The 19,378-nt window shown below is 46.3% G+C and carries 14 protein-coding genes, 2 tRNA genes and 1 pseudogene; 3 read left to right on the forward strand and 14 right to left on the reverse strand.

Annotation, left to right across the window (positions count from 1 at the left end):
• Positions 1-62: 62 nt before the first annotated feature.
• From hisD to pyrH, 12 genes and pseudogenes are all read right to left on the reverse strand, one after another.
• Entirely contained in the window at positions 63-1,349 is a 1,287-nt protein-coding gene (gene hisD / locus QZZ36_RS02625; RefSeq protein ID WP_295076290.1) for a histidinol dehydrogenase, read from the reverse strand.
• Positions 1,349-1,978, reverse strand: a complete 630-nt coding sequence (gene hisG / locus QZZ36_RS02630) for an ATP phosphoribosyltransferase (protein WP_295076293.1) — start codon at positions 1,976-1,978, stop codon at positions 1,349-1,351. Before hisG ends, hisD begins: the two co-directional genes overlap by 1 nt.
• A gap of 2 nt (positions 1,979-1,980) precedes the next feature.
• On the reverse strand, positions 1,981-3,171 hold the full coding sequence (gene hisZ / locus QZZ36_RS02635; RefSeq protein WP_295076296.1) for an ATP phosphoribosyltransferase regulatory subunit: 1,191 nt from the start codon (positions 3,169-3,171) through the stop codon (positions 1,981-1,983).
• Positions 3,172-3,246: 75 nt separating this feature from the next.
• The gene (locus QZZ36_RS02640; RefSeq protein WP_295076299.1) at positions 3,247-7,572 is read right to left on the reverse strand and encodes a PolC-type DNA polymerase III; all 4,326 of its coding nucleotides are present in this window, start codon (positions 7,570-7,572) and stop codon (positions 3,247-3,249) included.
• Positions 7,573-7,616: 44 nt separating this feature from the next.
• A pseudogene (gene ispG, locus QZZ36_RS02645) lies at positions 7,617-8,657 on the reverse strand (flavodoxin-dependent (E)-4-hydroxy-3-methylbut-2-enyl-diphosphate synthase); the annotation flags it as partial.
• A 47-nt stretch (positions 8,658-8,704) separates the two neighbouring features.
• The gene (locus QZZ36_RS02650; RefSeq protein ID WP_295076302.1) at positions 8,705-9,619 is read right to left on the reverse strand and encodes a ribonuclease Z; all 915 of its coding nucleotides are present in this window, start codon (positions 9,617-9,619) and stop codon (positions 8,705-8,707) included.
• Position 9,620: 1 nt separating this feature from the next.
• Positions 9,621-10,685 (reverse strand): site-2 protease family protein, encoded by a 1,065-nt coding sequence (locus tag QZZ36_RS02655; RefSeq protein ID WP_295076305.1) that lies wholly within the window; start codon positions 10,683-10,685, stop codon positions 9,621-9,623.
• 21 nt (positions 10,686-10,706) lie between these two features.
• Positions 10,707-11,864, reverse strand: a complete 1,158-nt coding sequence (locus QZZ36_RS02660; RefSeq protein ID WP_295076308.1) for a 1-deoxy-D-xylulose-5-phosphate reductoisomerase — start codon at positions 11,862-11,864, stop codon at positions 10,707-10,709.
• A gap of 104 nt (positions 11,865-11,968) precedes the next feature.
• Complete coding sequence (locus QZZ36_RS02665) at positions 11,969-12,859, reverse strand: phosphatidate cytidylyltransferase (protein WP_295076311.1); 891 nt, start codon at positions 12,857-12,859, stop codon at positions 11,969-11,971.
• A complete protein-coding gene (gene uppS / locus QZZ36_RS02670) occupies positions 12,859-13,599 on the reverse strand; it encodes a polyprenyl diphosphate synthase (RefSeq protein ID WP_295076314.1) in 741 nt (246 codons plus the stop codon). Before uppS ends, QZZ36_RS02665 begins: the two co-directional genes overlap by 1 nt.
• Positions 13,600-13,609: 10 nt before the next feature.
• On the reverse strand, positions 13,610-14,164 hold the full coding sequence (frr, locus tag QZZ36_RS02675) for a ribosome recycling factor (protein WP_295076317.1): 555 nt from the start codon (positions 14,162-14,164) through the stop codon (positions 13,610-13,612).
• 18 nt (positions 14,165-14,182) lie between these two features.
• On the reverse strand, positions 14,183-14,890 hold the full coding sequence (gene pyrH, locus QZZ36_RS02680) for a UMP kinase (protein ID WP_295076320.1): 708 nt from the start codon (positions 14,888-14,890) through the stop codon (positions 14,183-14,185).
• Positions 14,891-15,159: 269 nt separating this feature from the next.
• Between pyrH and QZZ36_RS02685 the strand changes: the two genes are divergently transcribed.
• The 3 genes from QZZ36_RS02685 (at position 15,160) to QZZ36_RS02695 (ending at position 16,536) form a co-directional block, all read left to right on the forward strand.
• Positions 15,160-15,248 (forward strand) — tRNA-Ser (locus tag QZZ36_RS02685).
• Positions 15,249-15,284: 36 nt separating this feature from the next.
• Positions 15,285-15,374: transfer RNA gene (locus tag QZZ36_RS02690), tRNA-Ser, on the forward strand.
• A gap of 208 nt (positions 15,375-15,582) precedes the next feature.
• The gene (locus QZZ36_RS02695) at positions 15,583-16,536 is read left to right on the forward strand and encodes a cellulase family glycosylhydrolase (protein ID WP_295076323.1); all 954 of its coding nucleotides are present in this window, start codon (positions 15,583-15,585) and stop codon (positions 16,534-16,536) included.
• Positions 16,537-16,668: 132 nt separating this feature from the next.
• Here the strand turns inward: QZZ36_RS02695 and QZZ36_RS02700 are convergent, their stop codons facing one another.
• Both QZZ36_RS02700 and QZZ36_RS02705 read right to left on the reverse strand, forming a co-directional pair.
• The gene (locus QZZ36_RS02700) at positions 16,669-18,600 is read right to left on the reverse strand and encodes a hypothetical protein (RefSeq protein WP_295076326.1); all 1,932 of its coding nucleotides are present in this window, start codon (positions 18,598-18,600) and stop codon (positions 16,669-16,671) included.
• 13 nt (positions 18,601-18,613) lie between these two features.
• Positions 18,614-19,174 (reverse strand): sigma-70 family RNA polymerase sigma factor, encoded by a 561-nt coding sequence (locus tag QZZ36_RS02705; RefSeq protein ID WP_295076329.1) that lies wholly within the window; start codon positions 19,172-19,174, stop codon positions 18,614-18,616.
• Positions 19,175-19,378: the final 204 nt, after the last annotated feature.

Raw genomic sequence — 19,378 nt, forward strand, 5'->3', positions numbered from 1 at the left:
ATTCTATCCTTTCTTAAAACACCTATAGGGCAGCTCTTTTTCAAGCCGCCCCATTGCGTGATTCAGTCTTCAAATCTGACCTTTATGGCATTTGCGTGAGCTGTAAGTCCCTCGCGCTCTGCGATAAGGACGATATCGTCCTTTGCCTGCCTGAGAGCTTCCTCGGTGTAGTAGGTATAAGCTGTACGCTTTGTGAAGCTTGCTACGCCGAGAGGCGAGAAGAAACGGGCAGTACCGCTTGTAGGCAGGACATGGTTGGGTCCTGCGTAGTAGTCACCGAGAGGCTCCGAAGCGTAATTTCCAAGGAAAATGGAGCCTGCATTGTCAAGGCTTCCGAGGAGCTCGAAGGGATTCTCCATGAGCACTTCAAGGTGCTCAGGAGCTATCTCGTTTGCAAGCTCGACGCATTTTTCACGGCTGTCTGCAATGATTATTGCGCCGTAGTCCTCAAGGGACTTGGTGATGATATCCTTCCTTGAAAGATATTCCTTCTGACGCTCTATCTCCTTTATAGTGCCGTCTGCAAGCTTCTCGCTTGTAGTTACCATTATAGCCGAGGCAAGCACGTCATGCTCTGCCTGTGACATAAGGTCGGCTGCCGCGAACCTGGGGTCTGCGGTATCGTCAGCGATAACAAGTATCTCACTGGGGCCTGCTATCATATCTATGTCAACAACACCGTAAAGCAGCTTCTTTGCAGTAGCTACATATATATTTCCGGGACCTACTATCTTGTCGCACTTTGGTATCTCCTCAGTACCGTAAGCAAGAGCTGCGATAGCCTGTGCGCCGCCTGAAAGGAATACTCTGTCAACTCCGCAGATAGCAGCCGCAACAAGAATATCCTTATTGGGAGTACCGTCCTTCAGAGGAGGAGTTACCATGATTATCTCCTCTACGCCTGCTATTTTGGCAGGTATAGCGTTCATGAGAACACTTGAAGGATAAGCTGCTGTACCACCGGGCACATAGAGTCCTACCCTGTGGAGACCGCGGATACGCTGTCCCATGATAACGCCGTTTTTCTTCGCAGAGATAAAGCTCTGCTCCACCTGTCTGTTGTGGAAGTCAGCTATATTCTCCTGAGCATTGAGAAGTGCGTCAACGAAGTCCTGGTCTGCCTCTGTGAGTGCGTCATTGATCACTTCACGTGGAACTTCGTAATACTCCGGCAGATTTCCGTCGAATTTCAGCGTGTAGTTCTTAACGGCTTCATCGCCGTTGTTCTTTACATTTTCTATTATCTCCGATACGACCTCTGTGACCTTTTTACCGGTCTCGCCGCTCCTCTTTTTCAGGTCATTGAGAAAAGCGACCTCGTCCGTACCGTTTGCGAATATTTTCTTCATCAAAGATTCTCCTCTATAAGTGTGATAAGCCTGTCAATCTCGGCGTGCCTCATTTTCAGACTTACTGTATTTGCTATAAGTCTTGCGGAAACAGGTGCTACATCTTCAATTACCTCAAGTCCGTTCTCTCTGAGAGTAGTACCTGTCTCAACGATATCAACGATACCGTCGGCAAGTTCAAGAAGAGGAGCAAGCTCAACAGAGCCTTCTATCTTGATTATCTCGGTGTCCATGCCCTTTTTCTCAAAGAACTTTCTTGCAACATTAGGATACTTTGTAGCTATTGTCTTTATACCGTAGCCGCTGTAGAAGTCATAGCCCTTCTTTGCCGCAAGAGCAAATTTGCATTTTCCGAAGCCGAGATCAACAAGCTCGTAGAACTTTCCTCTCATTTCCATTATGGTGTCCTTGCCAACAACGCCCATATCGCAGACGCCGTGCTCGACGTAGGTTATAACGTCGTTTGCCTTTGCCAGCACTACTTCAAGATTCGCATCAGGTACAGGAAGTATGAGCTTTCTGCCCTTTTCACGTACTGATGTACAGTCGAAGCCAAGCTTTTCAAGAAGCTCTATTGTATCCTTTTCAAGTCTGCCCTTTGTAAGAGCCATTCTTATAGGCTTGTTCATATTCAGACCTCCTTGCTGTCGCCGTCGATGACTACGACCTTTGCTATCTTTCTTTCAATAGCATATTCACGAACGCTCTCAATGTCATCGAACAGCGCGTTCTCTACAATGAGTCCCTGCTCCCGGAGCTCACGTGCAGCCTTTATAGCTGCAACCTCGCAGCCAGCCTCGGCAAAGACGATAACGTCCGGTTTGAGCTCGGCAGGAAGAACATCGCTCTTCTCCATGAGCTTGGCAACCGCATTTATATTTACAGCGAAACCAACAGCAGGTACATCATATCCGAACTCCGATATGAGCTTGTCATACCTTCCGCCGGAGAGCACCTCTTCGCCGTGCCCCTGCAAATAACCCTTTATAATAAGACCTGTATAGTAATCGGTCTTGTTTACCAGTCCGAGGTCAACAGTTATCGAACCGTCTCCTTCACAAAGCTCGGAAGCGTCTGTATATATATCTCTCAGTTCGTCAAGGATACGCTTGATATTATCGTCAGGCATGAGCTCCTCAGCCTTATCAAATACCTCTTCCCCTCCGAAAAGCGCGGGAAGCTTTTTAAGCGCATTGGTAACAGGAGAATTTCCGAAGCTGTCAAGCATATCATTAAGTGCGGGGAAATTCTTGTTCTCAATGAGTTTTCTGATGCTCTCCTTGTCATGCTCTGAGGCGTCCAGCCTGCCGACAAGCTCCTTGAAAATACCGATATGTCCAAGTTCAAGGGAGAATTCCATGCCGAAGGAATTGAGTGAATCAACTGCCGTTGATATTACTTCAAGATCCGCCATTTTCAGCTGCGAACCTATAAGCTCTATACCTGCCTGCACTACCTCGTCGCTCCTGCCCTTCAGTGAGGGTTCCGTGGTATATACTGCCTGCGCATAGCACAGCTTCAGCGGAAGATCCGCGTCCCTCAGACGGGTGGCAACTATACGTGCGATAGGCATTGTAGTGTCCGGACGCATTACAAGGAGCCTTCCCTTGCTGTCTGTGAGCTTGTACAGGTTCTCCTGCGGAAAATAGCGCGAGTTAAGGTTGAATACGTCATAGAATTCAAGACCGGGAGTGATAGTCTCATTGTATCCGCGGCTCTTGAAAAGATTCATAAGTGTATTCTCTATATTTCTTCTTATGATGCACTCACCGAAAAGCAGGTCCTTTGTACCCTCAGGAGTGATAAGATCATAGTTTTTCATAAAATACCTCCTCTTCAAATCACTTTAGTCTGCTAACATGATAATATGATAGCATATTACTAAAAGAAAGTCAAGTTAAAAAAATGACATCTGTGTCGATTCGGGTAAATCACCAAAGGCTCCTATACTTTTCAACATATCAATTGTTGTTTTTGACGCTCCGCTTTCGGTCTGGAACTCTTCTACAGACATAAAGCCGCCCTTCTGAACAGCCTCGTATATCCCCTTTGCTGCGCTGTCTCCGACGCCGCTCATCGCCGAGAAAGGTATTCTCAGCTTTCCGTCCTCAACAAGATAGTCAGTGGCGTGAGACTTGAAAAGATCTATCGGCAGAAACTCGTAGCCTCTCGACATCATCTCGTTTGTAATGAGAAGTATATCGTACAGAGCACTGTCCTTGTTGGTCCTGTCGTTACCGAGAGCCTTGATCTCTTCTATCTTTGCCCTTACAGCTGATCTGCCCTTTATGGCGAGCTCCGCGTCGAAGTCTTCACCGCGGACTGAGAAATAGGTCGCGTAATATTCCAGCGGCATTCTGAGCTTGAACCAGCCCAGCTTTATGGCTGCGATAACGTAAGCTGCTGCGTGAGCCTTAGGGAACATATACTTTATTTTAAGGCAGCTCTCTATGTACCACTCAGGAACATTATGATCCCGGAGCATCTGGATTATCTCCGGCGTGAACTGCTTGGGAGCCTTGCCCTTACGTGTCCACTCCATTATCTGGAACGCCATCTTAGGCTCGACACCCTTGTATAAAAGATATGTCATGATAGAGTCACGGGTACCGATAACGTCAGAAATCGTACATACGCCGTTATCTATAAGATCCTTCGCGTTTCCCAGCCATACGTCCGTACCGTGTGAAAGTCCCGATATCTGTAAGAAGTCGCTGAACTTCGTTGGCTTCGCGTCAAGGAGCATCTGTATCGTGAAGCCGGTGCCCATTTCAGGTATGCCGAGGCTTCCGGTCTTGCAGTAGATATCCTCAGGTGTAACTCCCAGCACGTCGCAGTTGGTACACATACGTATGACATCAGGATCCGAAGTCGGAACGTCCTTTATCTTAATACCGGTAAGGTCTTCAAGATGCTTGTAGAGAGTGGGAACAACGTGTCCGAGCTCATCAAGCTTGAGTATGGTATCATGCAGGGAGTTGAATGTGAAGTGAGTGGTGATTATCTCGGAATCGGCAGTATCAGCAGGATGCTGAACCGGAGTGAAGTCGTATACATCATAATCCGACGGCACAACGACCATTCCGCCAGGGTGCTGACCCGTTGTCCTCTTGATGCCGGTACAGCCGATAGCAAGTCTGCTCAGCTCCGCATTATTGAGGGTTATACCGTTCTCCTCACAGTATTTCTTGACATAGCCGTATGCTGTCTTTTCGGCTACAACGGATATGGTCCCTGCCTTGAACACGTTGGACTTTCCGAAGAGCTTTTCCGTATAGCGATGAGCCCAGAACTGATATTCATCGGAAAAGTTCAGGTCGATATCAGGCGCTTTATCGCCGTCGAAGCCAAGGAAGGTCTCGAATGGGATATCGTGACCGTCACGGTTCATATCCGTTCCGCAGTCGGGACACTTCTTCGGGGGCAAGTCAAATCCGGAGCCGTAAACACCGTCGAGAAGGAACTCGCTGTGCTTGCAGTTGGGACACACATAGTGGGGCGGAAGCGGATTTACTTCCGAAATTCCAGCCATTGAAGCTACGAACGACGAACCGACGGAACCACGGGAGCCTACAAGATAACCATTCTCAACCGAGTTCCATACGAGCTTCTGCGCGATGATATAAAGCACTGAGAAGCCGTGCTTTATAATTGAAGAAAGCTCACGGTCAAGACGCTTGTCAACAAGCTCCGGAAGAGGATCACCGTATATCTCATGTGCTTTGTCATGGGTTATCCTGACAAGCTCTTCCTCTGCGCCCTCGATAGTCGGTGTAAAGGTACCCTTTGGTATCGGACGCACCTTTTCTATCTGGTCTGCTATATCATTTGTATTTTTGATAACGACTTCCCTTGCCTTGTCCTCGCCGAGATACTCAAACTCCGCCATCATTTCCTCTGTAGTCCTCAGATAGAGGGGAGCCTGCTCCTCAGCATCATTGAAGCCCATGCTCGCAAGTATTATCTTGCGGTATATCGCGTCCTTCTGGTCTATAAAATGTACGTCACAGGTAGCGCAGGTGGGTATGCCGAGCCTGTCGCCCAGAGCGACCACCTCACGGTTGAAGTCGCGGAGCTCATCGTCGTCACGGGCAACGCCCTTTCTCACCATGAACCTGTTGTTGCATATGGGCTGTATCTCAAGGTAATCGTAGAACCTCGCAAGATTGTCGATATAGTCCTGATCGCGCATATCCAGTATCGCCTGGAACAGTTCTCCTGATTCGCAGGCGCTTCCGAATATAAGTCCCTCGCGGTGCTCTATAAGACGCGACTTGGGGATAAGCGGTCTTTTATAGAAAAATTCAAGGTTACTCAGTGAAACGAGCCTGTAGAGATTCTTCAGTCCAGCCTGATTGCGGACAAGAATGATATGGTGATAGCTTTTCAGCTTCTTTGTCTCTATCTCATCAACAAGCACATTGAGCTGCTGTACAGACTTAAAGCCGCGGTCAGTCCTAAGCCTTCCAACAAGAGCTATATATATCTTCGCAAGCATGAGCGCGTCATCGGAAGCACGGTGATGATCGAACTTTCCGAGCTTCAGCTGTTTTGCCACAAGATTCAGCTTGTGACGTCCCATTTCCGGGAGCATGGACTGACACATAACAAGGGTGTCAACCCATGTATACTCAAAAATCATGCCCTGACGCTTCAGCGCCTGATTTATCATTGTTGTATCATATCTTGCATTATGTGCCACGAGAACAGGCTTGTCCCCGCAGAACTCCATGAACATCTTCAGAGCTTCTCCTTCATCCGGTGCATTGGCTACATCGGCGTCGCTTATGCCTGTCAGCTCCGTAATATGTTCGGGAATATGGAAGCCGGGATTTACCTTGGTGTTGAAATCGTCAACTACCTGCATATTTTTCAGCTTGACAGCACCTATCTCCGTAAGGCGGTCATTTCTGAAACTCAGACCTGTGGTCTCAACGTCGAAAATGATTATCTCATTATCGAAGGAACGGTCATCATCGCCGTATACGACCATATCACGTTCTATATCATTTACCACATATGCTTCCATGCCGTATATGACCTTAAAATCCTTCGGCATATTATACATACAGTCAGGGAATGCCTGAACATTACCGTGGTCTGTTATAGCCATTGCCTGATGTCCCCATGCTGCCGCTCTGCTTATAAGAGTAACGGGATCGGTAACAGCGTCCATAGCTGACATATTGCTGTGGCAGTGGAGCTCCACACGCTTTTCGGGATAATTGTCAGTTTTCGGTATGCGCTTTACTTTTATAAGGGAATTTACGGATATAACGATATCTCTTGCAAAGGAGTCATAGTCCAGCTTTCCCGCTACCAGCAGGGCTGCACCGCTCTTTATGGAGCCCAGCTTCAGCTCCTCAACCTCTTCGTTCTTTGCGAATATCTTTAGCTTCAGCGAACCGCTGTAATCGGTTATATCATAGGTAACTACCGTCTTTTCCCCACGGACTTCCTTCATTTCCGAAGCAAAAACGTCTCCGACAACGACTACCCTTTCTCCGAGATGCTGTACCGCCTCACAGATCGGTATGGGCTTTTCGCGTATAGCCTTTCCCTTTACTATCTCAGCGGATTCCGCGTCAAAATCCTTGTTAAGTGCGCCGATATCTATAGTTACTGTCGGTATCACCGACTTTGCCTCCTCGGCTCTTATCTCCTCCGCTGATTTCTCAGGTGCGAGCTGGGCGCTGTAGTCAGGCATATCCGCTTCGATGCGCTCTATCATCTCGTCGAACTGTTCCCTGCTAACGGAGCTGTCTCCTTCGAGGAAAACCTTTATACGTACTCCGAACTGGTTGTATATCAGCTGTGAAAAATAACGGCAGAAGCTATACCTGTCAAGTATCTCCCTTCCGCCGTGAACTATCCTTATGCGCAGCTCGTTTTCAGCAAGGGAAACGTCTGCGTCGTCAAGGAAGCCGTTGACTACAGGTATATCACGCTTCAGGAGCTTCAGCAGTTCGGGATAGCAATCAATTCCGAACTTTCCGGAAGGATAGCGGCAGGCAAGTCTCACCTGCTCCACCTTTATGGCAGCCTCCACCGCTTTTTCAAAAGCAATGATATCATCGCTTGGAACAAGCTCCTCAAAATGCGCATGAAAGCGGATATTTTCAAGATTTTCGCTGTAAGTCAGCTTGAATATCTCACCGCCGAGTACGCTCTCTGGCAGCTCCAAGGAATAATCCTTCAAGAATTCGGAAATTTTAACCTGCATTTTACGACTCCCTGTTTACTAATAACTTATCATCAAATGCTCTGTCAGAGCCTTTCTATCTCAGCAAGAAGCTCCGGAACAATATCCGCTTCGCTCACCTTTCTCTGAGTACCGTCCTTTTTGAAGATAACCGCACATCCGTCACCGCCGGCTATACCTACGTCAGCTTCACGGGCTTCTCCCGGACCGTTTACTATACATCCCATGACAGCGACAGTTATATCCTTGTCCATGTCCTTTACGGCTTCCTCAACCATTTTTGCAGCCTTTACAAGATCTATCCTTGTTCTGCCGCAGGTGGGACATGAGACCAGTCTTACACCGCCGCGCTTTCCGATACTTTTGAGTATATCCTTAGCGGCTTCTATCTCACGTACCGGGTCATCTGTAAGGGATACGCGGATAGTCTCGCCTATACCATCGCATAGCAGCGAACCGATACCGACCGCAGACTTGATAAGTCCCATGCGCTCTGTACCTGCTTCGGTAACTCCGAGATGAAGAGGATAATCACATTTTTCAGCTGCAAGCCTGTATGAAGCTATCATTCTCTGTACGTCAGAGGACTTTATGGATATAACTATATCATTGAAGTCGAAATGCTCAAGCATAGCCGCGTGAGTAAGAGCGCTCTCAACAAGGGCTTCCGGTGTGGGAGAACCATATTTTGCAAGTATCTCCTTTTCGAGCGAGCCCGAATTAACGCCGATACGGATAGGTATATTCCTTGAACGGCAGGCATCAACCACTGCTTTTACCCTGTCCATTCCTCCGATATTTCCCGGATTGATACGTATCTTGTCAACACCTGCCGCGGCAGCTTCAAGAGCGAGCCTGTAATCAAAGTGTATATCTGCTACCAGCGGTATACTTACTGCTTCCTTGATGGCAGGTATGAGTGCAACAGCTTCCTTGTTCGGGATAGCCGCACGGATTATCTCACAGCCTGCCTTTTCAAGACTGACTGCCTGTTTTACGCTGCCGGCGATGTCGTCCGAACGAATATTCAGCATCGACTGTATATATATATGCTTTCCGTCGAGGACGCAGTCCCCTACCTTTACAGGTCTAACATTTCTCATAGCTTTTCTCCTATCATCATTTTTTGAACTGTCACCGCTGACAGATCATATCAGAGAGTAATGCTGATACCGTCATCTGACACGACTGTTTCCGGAAATATCTCCCTGAGTTCATCTTCGTACACATGAGGCTCCTTTTCAGCAGGACTGTAATGAGTGAGCCACAGCTTTTTTGCGTCTGCCAGCTTTGCTATATTGCAGGCGTCCTGCATGAGCATATGGCATTTTTCGTTCATTGAAGCCTTTTTGTCCGACAGTCCGTACATTCCCTCACATACGAACAGATCCGCGTCCATCGCAAAGAGCTCAAGCTCCGGAACAGGAAGCGTATCCGTAACATAGGTGATTTTCAGAGGCGGTTTCTTTTCACCGGTAACAGCTTCCGGAGGTATCCTCAGACCGCCCTCAAGAGTGACTGTCTCGCCGTTATGCAGCCTTTTCCAGAACTCTACAGGTATATTCATCGCCTTCGCATTCTGAGGCAGGAATACAGGCTTTTTCCTCAGGACAAGACTGTAGCCGAGACAGCTTACCCTGTGTGAAAGGGGCATTGTCTTTACAGTGAGCATTGGGTCTATCATATCAGCTGTAAACTCAGATTGCCTGTCATCGGAAAGCGCTCTGAGCTTTACCTCATAAGGCAGACCTCCGCATACGCTCATAAGATTTTCAATAACTGGTATGCAGCTTTCCGGAGCCGCTATCTCTAACGGTGCCGTCCTTGAACTGTTGCCGGCGGAGAGGAGCAGTCCCGGAAGTCCCGTAACATGATCCGCGTGGCAGTGAGTTATAAGTATGAGCTCTATCCTGCTCATTTTCAATCCGTGTTTCGCAACGGCGACCTGTGTTCCCTCGCCGCAGTCGATAAGAACCGCCTTGCCGTTATACTCGGCATATAAGCTTGTGAGAAAACGGTCAGGCAGGGGAAGCATACCTCCCGTACCGAGAAGACATATTTCTGCCATTTTATCCTCCCGTGACCAGTTTTACGATGTCGTTATAGGTTGCGAATATCATTATTCCGAACAGAAGGACCATTCCTGCAAGATGTACATAGCCTTCATGCTCAGGCTTGACAGGCTTGCGGCGGACAAGCTCTATCAGACAGAACATCAGTCTGCCGCCGTCAAGTCCAGGTATCGGGAGCAGATTGAATATTCCTACATTTATGGTTATCAGAGCCATTAAGTAAAGGATATTTTCTATTGCCTCGCTGACGCTGCGGCTCTGCTCGGCTGTCTCGCTTATAACACTTACAACCCCGACAGGTCCGGAAACATCGTCCTTTTTCATCTTTCCCGTAAACAGCTGTTTAAGCGAGAGCCCTATAACATGGGACATGGTCATGAATCTCTCTCCGGAACCTTTTATTACTGTCAGAGGATTCTTTTTATTTCCGTAAATGCAGAAATCGACTAAACCGCCATCAGCAGTATTCTTGAAAACAACATTTTCAAGTCTGACCTTTTCACCATTTCTCTTTACGACAACAGTATGAGCTTCATCAGAATTTATGGTATTGAAGATATATACAAGATCAAGATCACTGAACACTTTTGTATCGTCAACGGATAAGAACCTGTCATCGATCTGCAGACCGGTTTCATGGCTCATTGAAACATAGCTTATGCTCTGATCCTCATTGCGCATCTTGGAAAAATCCCTTACAACAGTTGTCGGGACGTTCTTTTCAAACGCGCAGACCATTACAACGAGCGCGATAAATCCGAGAACAAAATTCATAAGCGCTCCGGCAACGAGAACTATCATGCGCTTCCACAGCCTGGCGTTGCGGAAGCTTCTGGGATCGTTATTTGTGGAATCCTCTCCCTCCATTGCGCAGTAACCGCCTATAGGCAAAGCTCTCAGTGAGTACTTAGTCTCGCCCTTCTTCTTCTGAAGCAGCTTAGGTCCCATACCGACTGAAAACTCAAGCACCTTTATGCCGCTGAGCTTTGCACAGATAAAATGTCCGAACTCATGGACCGTAACGATAAGCCCGAAAACAATGATCGCAATTATAACACCCATTTAGTATTATCCTTTCTGAATTTATGCCTGTTCCGCAGGAATACGCTCTCTTACATAAGCTCTTGCAGCTCTGTCAGCTTTCATTACATCATCATAGCTGCTGATATCCGACTGACCGAAATGGTCAAGAACAGATGCGACAGTCTCGCCGATGTCAATGAATCTTATCTCGTCATGCAGAAAAGCACGTACTGCTTCTTCATTTGCTGAATTTACCAGGCATGGATAAGCTCCTCCGCGCTTTATGGCTTCGATAGCCGCGGACAGACACTTAAAGGTAGCATAGTCCGGCTTCTCAAAGGTAAGCTTTCCGTAATCCGTAAGAGAGAGCCTTCCCGTGGGACAGCTCATGCGGTCCGGGTAAAGCAGGGCATACTGTATCGGTATCTTCATATCCGGAATGCCCATCTGAGCGATGACCGAGTAGTCGTTGTACTCCACAGCCGAGTGTACCACGCTCTGACGGTGGACGACTATCTCTATCTGATCGGGAGTAAGATCGAAAAGCCATTTGGCTTCTATGAATTCAAGTCCCTTGTTCATAAGCGTAGCGGAATCAATGGTTATTTTATTGCCCATATCCCAGTTGGGGTGGTGGAGAGCCTGTTCCTTTGTGACATTTCTCAGCTCCTCATAGCTCCTGCCGAAGAAGGGACCTCCTGAGGCTGTAAGGATAATCTTGCTCAGCTGCTCGCGCTTGTTGCCCTGCAGACACTGAAATATAGCTGAATGCTCGCTGTCAACGGGATATATCTTCACGCCCTTTTCTGCAGCCGCGCTCATTACAAGCTCTCCGCCTGCCACAAGAGTCTCCTTGTTTGCAAGGGCAATATCCTTTCCCGCGTCGATCGCAGTAAGCGTAGGAAGCAGTCCCACCATTCCGACTACCGAATTGAGTATGATATCCGCTTCTTCAAGGGAAGCCAGCCTGCACAGTCCCTCCATGCCGGAATACAGCTTCACATCAAGGTCGGCAATACGCCTTTTCAGCTCACCGTACTTCTCTTCGTTGTAAATGCAGGCATAAGCAGGACGGAACTTTCTTATCTGCTGCTCAAGAGCCTCAATGCTGCTGTGTGCCGCAAGAGCCGTCACCTTCAGTCCGTGCTTTTCACATACCTCCAGCGACTGCGTTCCTATAGAGCCTGTGGAGCCAAGTATAGACACCGTTTTATTCATTATGATTTCCCCTTTTCGCGGAAATATCTTCCGGATTAATATTATGAAAAAGTCCTTTATAAAATGCGAAAGGGACTATCCGTGAATAGTCCGTTTCAGAAATATCACTGTACGCCGAATAAGGCGATAAATGCATAAAAAGTAGGCAGCACGAAAAGAACGCTGTCAAAGCGATCCATAAGTCCGCCGTGTCCCGGCATTATCTTTCCGTAGTCCTTGAAGCCTATCTGACGCTTCACCATGGAAGCCGAAAGGTCGCCTACAGTACCGATGACTGCACATACCGCACCTGTGACGAATGCTATTGCGGCTCTTTTTGCTGTAAAGCCATAATAGATTGAAAATGCAGCAGCATATACTACAGCAGTAGTGACGATACCTCCCACAAGTCCCTCGATAGTTTTCTTGGGGCTTATCTCAGGACAGAGCTTATGCTTTCCCATTGCTACCCCCGTGAAATATGCTCCCGTATCCGCTATCCATGCGCCGCAGAGTCCCATAATAAGCAGGAACAGTCCGCTTTCCGAGTCAAAGTTCTCTATACGCAGCATAGTTGTCATAGCCTGAGGCACAAGTATCATCACCGCAAGTACGAAAAATACCTGCTCATAGCGTATCTCCTTATGCTTTTTCAGCCATGTAACAAAGATAATAAATGCTGCCAGCAGAACGAGCACGAACTGAAAGATGTGATTTATCTCAGCGACCTTTGCCGAGTAAAACTCAGGGTCACCCTGTATGCCGGCTTCAGTTATATCACATATCACTGAACCGACATGGCTCATATAATAAATGCTAGGGACAGAAACTCCTGCGACTTCTGCTGCTAAAAATATCGGGATACACTTGTGGAGCTTCACTGCGCGTAAAAGTTCAAAGAGCATTACCGCTATGATAGCTGCAACTGCTAAAGGAAGAACTATAGTATCATGGAAGAAGAGTATTACACCAAGCAGTACAACGCCCACTGCTCCCGAAATGATACGTGTAAGCATCAGACACCTCCGAAGCGTCGGTTTCTGCCGGCATAGTCGATAAGCGCCTTGTCAAGCTCGGCAGGAGTGAAGTCAGGCCAGAGCACGTCAGTGAAGTAGTACTCAGCGTAAGCGCACTGCCATATAAGATAATTTGAAAGTCTCAGCTCACCGCTGGGACGTATAAGAAGGTCAACGTCGGGAAGACCTGCGGTATACAGATTATCCGCAACAGCCTGTTCGTTTATGTCCTCAGGGCGTATCTCACCGTTAACAGCCTTCTGCGCAAGTATCCTTGCGGCATGGGCGATCTCGTCACGTCCGCCGTAGTTTACAGCCATCATGAGGTTCATCTCAGTATAATGAGCCGTATCCTCCTCCAAGCGTATCATCTTTTCCTGCAGATCCTCGTCAAAGGCGCTCTTGTCGCCGAGGAATATCATACGGGTATTCTCGCTGAGGAAGTTTCTTACGTCAACTATATAATCACGGAAAAGCTCCATGATAGTATTAACTTCATCTGAGGGGCGCTGCCAGTTCTCTGTAGAAAAAGCGTAGAAGCTGATATTTTTCAGTCCGATGTCCTTGCAGTAACGTACTATCTTCTTGAACTGCTTCGCACCCTCACGGTGTCCGAAGGAACGTGGCAGACCGCGCTTCTTTGCCCATCTGCCGTTTCCGTCCATGATAAAGCCTACGTGCTCTGGAAGCTTCTCTGGCAGCGTAAGCTCGGTTTTTTCCTTTTTTCCGAATAATGCCATATTTCACCAATTATACAGTCATGATCTCTTTTTCTTTGTCTGCGACCATTTTGTCGATATCGTCGCACATCTTGTCTGTGAGATCCTGTACCTTCTTCTCGCAGTCCTTGAGGTCGTCCTCAGTGATCTCCGAGTTCTTCTTCATAGCCTTGTACTTTTCCATAGTATCGCGTCTTATGGAACGTACTGTCACCTTACACTCCTCACCGTACTTCTTAATGTTCTTGCAGAGCTCCTTACGGCGGTCCTCAGTGAGCTGAGGGAATGCGAGTCGGATAACATTTCCGTCGTTTACAGGCTGGATACCGATATCAGAAGCCTGTATAGCCTTCTCGATGAGCTTCAGTGTAGACTTGTCCCATGGCTGGATAACAAGGATTCTCGCCTCTGATACTGATACTGCTGCCATCTGATTAACGGGTGTAGGTGCTCCGTAGTAATCTACCATTACTTTGTCAAGAACACCGGGATTCGCTCTTCCTGCACGGATAGAAGCAAACTCATTTCCGAGAGCGTTAAGACTTTTGTTCATCTTTTCCTTAGCGAGATTAAGCTGTTCTTTCATAGTGTTTCATTCCTTTCGTTATTCACTGACAACAGTACCTATATTTCCGCCCATTATAGCGTCATAGATATTATCGGGACGGCTGAGATCAAATACCAGCATCTTCATGTGATTGTCACGGCACATTGCGGCAGCTGTGCTGTCCATTACGCCGAGATCCTGTCCGATGACCTGTGTGAAAGTGAGTGTATCGTACTTCTTTGCGTCGTCATACTTGTGTGGGTCCTTATCATATACACCGTCGACCAGCGTAGCCTTGAGAAGAATATCTGCCTGTATCTCCATTGCACGGAGAGCAGCTGCAGTATCGGTTGAGAAGAACGGATTTCCTGTTCCGCAGCCGAATATAACTATCCTGCCCTTATTGAGATGCCTTACGGCTCTGTTGCGGATATAGGGCTCTGCTATCGCAGCCATCTGAAGAGCTGTCTGTACGCGGACAGTGCAGCCGAGAGATTCAAGAACATCAGCAAGAGCGAGTGCATTCATTGTTGTGGCAAGCATTCCGATGTGGTCTGCGCGGGTCCTGTCCATAGCACCGCTTGAACGGCCTCTCCAGAAGTTTCCGCCGCCGACAACTACCGCTACCTGTGCGCCTGCGTCCGAGCATTTTTTTATGCTTTTGCAGATATCTGTCACAACGTCATAGTTGAGACCTGTTTTGTTGTCACCTGCCAGAGCTTCGCCGCTGACCTTTAATAATACTCTTTTATACTTTGGTTCCATATAAGCACCTCACAAAAAAATTATCCATAGTTTATTTTACACTAATTTCAATGATATGTAAAGTATATTTTCCGAAAATCCCGAAAAAATTTACACGAATTTTGCTTTTTTATCCTGTTTGTCATTTACCTAATAAATGTCAACACAAGTCATCAGCACATTTAACAAAAATGTTGAAAATTTATTGTAACGGTTCTCCTTTCATTTTTCTTGACATCTCCTCCCCATCGTGGTATAATATAAAAGCTGATTAATTCGGCAGTAAAAATGGAGAGGTATCGAAGCGGTCATAACGAGGCGGTCTTGAAAACCGTTTGACTTAACGGTCACGTGGGTTCGAATCCCACCCTCTCCGCCAATTTTTTTATCGGTGGGCTTTCTCGCTCGTCGGTTTGCGGATTTACCCAAGTGGTGAAGGGGCTCCCCTGCTAAGGGAGTAGGTCGGGAAACCGGCGCGAGAGTTCAAATCTCTCAATCCGCGCCAAATAGCTAAACACCTCGTAGAATCGGACTTTTCTGCGAGGTGTTTTTTTATCGCTGTTTTTTCGGGTTTACTGTTTTAGAAAATTTTGCTGTATTACAGTACCGGTTACAGCATATCGTATATATCATTAATTTGCCATTTATCACATAAAACAAGTATAATTATTACCGTCAGCGTGCTATAATTTTTCCACAGGAGGCGAAATGACATGAAAAAAATAAAGGGTTTCCACAAGGGCGTGAATTTTGGCGGCTGGCTCTCACAGTGCAGCTACGAAAAGGAGCACCTTGACACCTTCATTACAGAAAACGATTTCAGGATCGCTGCTTCATGGGGCGTTGACCATGTCCGCGTTCCATTTGACTATAATATAATCGAAAATACAGACGGCTCATTCAGTGAAGAGGGCTTTTCATACCTTGATAATGCGATCAGCGCTTCCCGGAAGAATGGGCTTAATATTATCCTCGACCTTCATAAGACCGCCGGTTTTTCATTCGACTACTACGCCGAGAATGAAAGCGGTTTCTTCGACAGCGCCGATTACCAGGAACGGTTCTACAGGCTATGGGAGGAAATTGCACGACGCTACGGCACCATGACGCCGAATGTCGCTTTTGAGCTTCTCAATGAGGTAACAGACGCCGAATTTATTGATGCGTGGAACAGGATCGCAAAAGAGTGTATTCGCAGAATAAGAAAAATCGCTCCTGATATTCTCATTCTTGTGGGGAGCTACCATAACAACAGTGCCGATACTGTTCAGTTCCTTGACGAACCATTTGACAGAAACGTCATATATAATATGCACTGCTATGAACCTCTGAAGTTCACCCATCAGGGCGCTTACTGGACTACAGCCATCGTCCCTGAGGAACGTATACCTTTCGAGGAAAGCGTTACTTCCTCGGAGTATTTTGAAAAGCTTTTCTCTACAGCAATCGCCAAGGCGGAGCAGTTCGGCAGCAGCCTTTACTGCGGCGAATATGGCTGCATAGATGTCGTTACCCCTGTTGATACATTAAAATGGTACAGGACCATAAACTCGGTTTTTGAAAAGCACGGCATCGGCAGAGCCGCATGGAACTACAAGGCTATGGACTTCGGTCTGTCTGATACGAGACTTGACAGTGTACGCCCGGAACTTCTCAAATTACTGTAAAAATAACACTCCGCATAAGCCTTGTACTCATATAATAATTAAGCCCCGAGACAAATCCCGGGGCTTGTTCATTCTATTGTTCTGCTCACTCAAAAATAATTAATGCAGATACGATCAGCTTTTAACAGTATATCATGTACCGTCATATTCAGGAACATTTACCGGTTCATTGACAGTCAGCTCTGTAATATTTACATACTCGTCATCATCGCCATTGCGTTTGATATAATACTTCATCGTCATTCCTGTCCTCAAATCAACATATATCGAAGCTGTTGCGTCTGCTGTCTTCATTACCACGCGGGCACACTGCCTGCCAAACAGAACAGCTGTATTGTCAATGTTCCATGTTGAAAAATCGCAAAGGCTGCTGTCCGAGAAAAATCCGGGGATCAGAATATAGTCGAAACTGATCGGTGTATAGCTGTATGGTCCCGGTACATAGGTCAATCCGTTATCGGTCTTATATGCCACGACCATATCGTTATCCGGTATATTCGCTTCATACCACAGCATAGCTTCTTCATCAAGCTTATCCGTTTCGGACCTGCCATTGTTAAGATCGGTATATCCGGTCATATTATTATCTGTGTAAAGCTTGTATCTGTTATTTGTCCGGTTGCCGTCATATCCGTTCTTTTCATCGGAATAAGAGTAATACTTCCTGCCCGGATTGTCGATACAGAATTCATAGGTACCAAGATAGCTTTCCGCCTTGCCTTCAGCCGTATCAATATAGAACTTGCTGTTAATCATCATATGATACAAATAGCTCTTGTTTTCAAGAGTATTGTACTCGCTGAAGTTCCTTGCGTTGAATATCTGCTGACTGTATTTCTCCGTATCTACCTTCCTGAATTTAGGACGCTCATTCAGGTACTTTTCACGAACTGCATCTACATATGCATTCGCTTCGCTTTCGCTTTCAAACACCTTCAGTTCGTGAAGCTGCAGCTCAGCAAAGTCCTCAGCGTCTTCTTCCTCAGTTACTGTAGTCGACTCGGTATTATTGTTTTCGCGTTCGATCTCTCTATGCTTCCATTCATCTTCATCAAGAACGGAGTAGTCTGCTATTTTCCATGTATTCTGTATCTCCTTAATAAGAAAATCAGCATATACAAGAACTCCGTCTTTCCTCTGATATATTCTATGGCATACGAGGCTGTCTGTTGCTTCGTCCGTGTAGGAACTGTACATTAAATAGTGTGTGAATTCGCCTTCAAAGCCCGAAGTATCTTCTGAAAATACGGACGACACAAGCTCGTAGTTACTGAAATTATACCGGTCCGGGAAGATATCGCGTGAAATGCTTTCATTGAATGCACAATCGGAAAGAGCATAAACGCTGTTTTTATAAATTATAAATGTTTTGAGATACTTATTTGCCATGCTGTCGTCCTTGAAATTATATCCGTCTTCAACATGGCTGAGATCACCGCCTTCAAAATAATCCCTGATCTTGAACCCAAATGACGATTTGAGCAACTGATCCAGTTTTTCATAGGTGTTTATCTTTTCGTCCATTACTCTGTAATAAGACTTAGCCTTATTGATGAAGCTGTCTTTCTCCTGGTCATAAGTATCAGCGTAAAAGTTAACAGAACTGCTGTGATCAGCACTTCCTGACCCTAAAGACTGAGCCTTCATGATGTGCTCAAGATCGTCAGCAAGTTCATTTACAACAAGGTCTTTTTCATTGCTGAATTTATCCTCTGATGTTGTCGGCTCGACATATACGCTGCTGCTTGTGGATTCGCTGACTCTCGGAAGTTTATTTGCCTTGGAATAAAGATATGCTCCCGAAATACCGCCGACGAGTACAAAAGCTGCTGCAGCCGCACATATTGCGCTGTATATCCTTGGACGTTTATAGCGCTCCACGCCAGAAGCCTCAACTTTGAAATCGTCGTCTGTCATTTCACGGGATTTTAATATATCATACTTTCTTTTGCTTATTTTATATATCTGTTCTTTTTTCTTTTTCCCGACAGCCTGGTATTTCGCTGATATTCTCTCTATATCGTCATCCTTGTTGCTGAACAATAAGTCAAGATCATCTTTCATCCTATCTCCTCCTTTACCTTGAAAATCCAACTTCAAAAAGCATATCCCTCAGTTTTTTTATTGCTCTGCTGCACCTTGCCCTTACGTTATCAGATGTCATATCAACGATCTCTGCTATTTCCTTTGAACTTCTGCCGTAGTAATACTTCTGTATTATTATGGTAGAATCAGGCTCGCCGAGCTCGTCCACCTTTGCGTAAAGTATCCTGCGCATTTCAGTTTGCTCGGTGGAGTCTGCAATATTCTCATCGGATACAAATTCCTCGTTTTCATCAAGGGATACGCTCCTTGAAGTATGTCTTACAACACGTCTGTATGTATCTATTGACTTTCGCCGCGCTACAGAAGCTGTAAACGCTTTAAGATCTCCTTTGATCTCGTTCTGCCTGTCGAAAAATATAAAACACTGTGCAAAAACGTCCCCGACACATTCGTCTATATCTTCCATAGCTGCACATCCTTTGAGGCGTGCAAATACAATAGTGTAGACGTAATTGAAAAATCTATCATAAAAGGCTCTCTGACCGCTTTCGGGATCCGCCTTGAGTAAATGCTGCAGCTCAATATCTGTCATGGTTCACCTCTCCCTATAATGCGCATTGGTATTTCCCCTTCATAAACTATAATCGAAGCTGAAATATATTATGTAACACGCGGATATATATTTTTATTTTTTAACTTTTATACAGGATCCCGCCATGCAAAAATTTTCCGCAGGGTCTTTACTTTTTCACGCAAATATGATATTATATATTGTATTAAAAAAGCATCGTCATTT

Source organism: Ruminococcus sp. (assembly GCF_016287535.1).
GTDB lineage: Bacteria > Bacillota > Clostridia > Oscillospirales > Ruminococcaceae > Ruminococcus.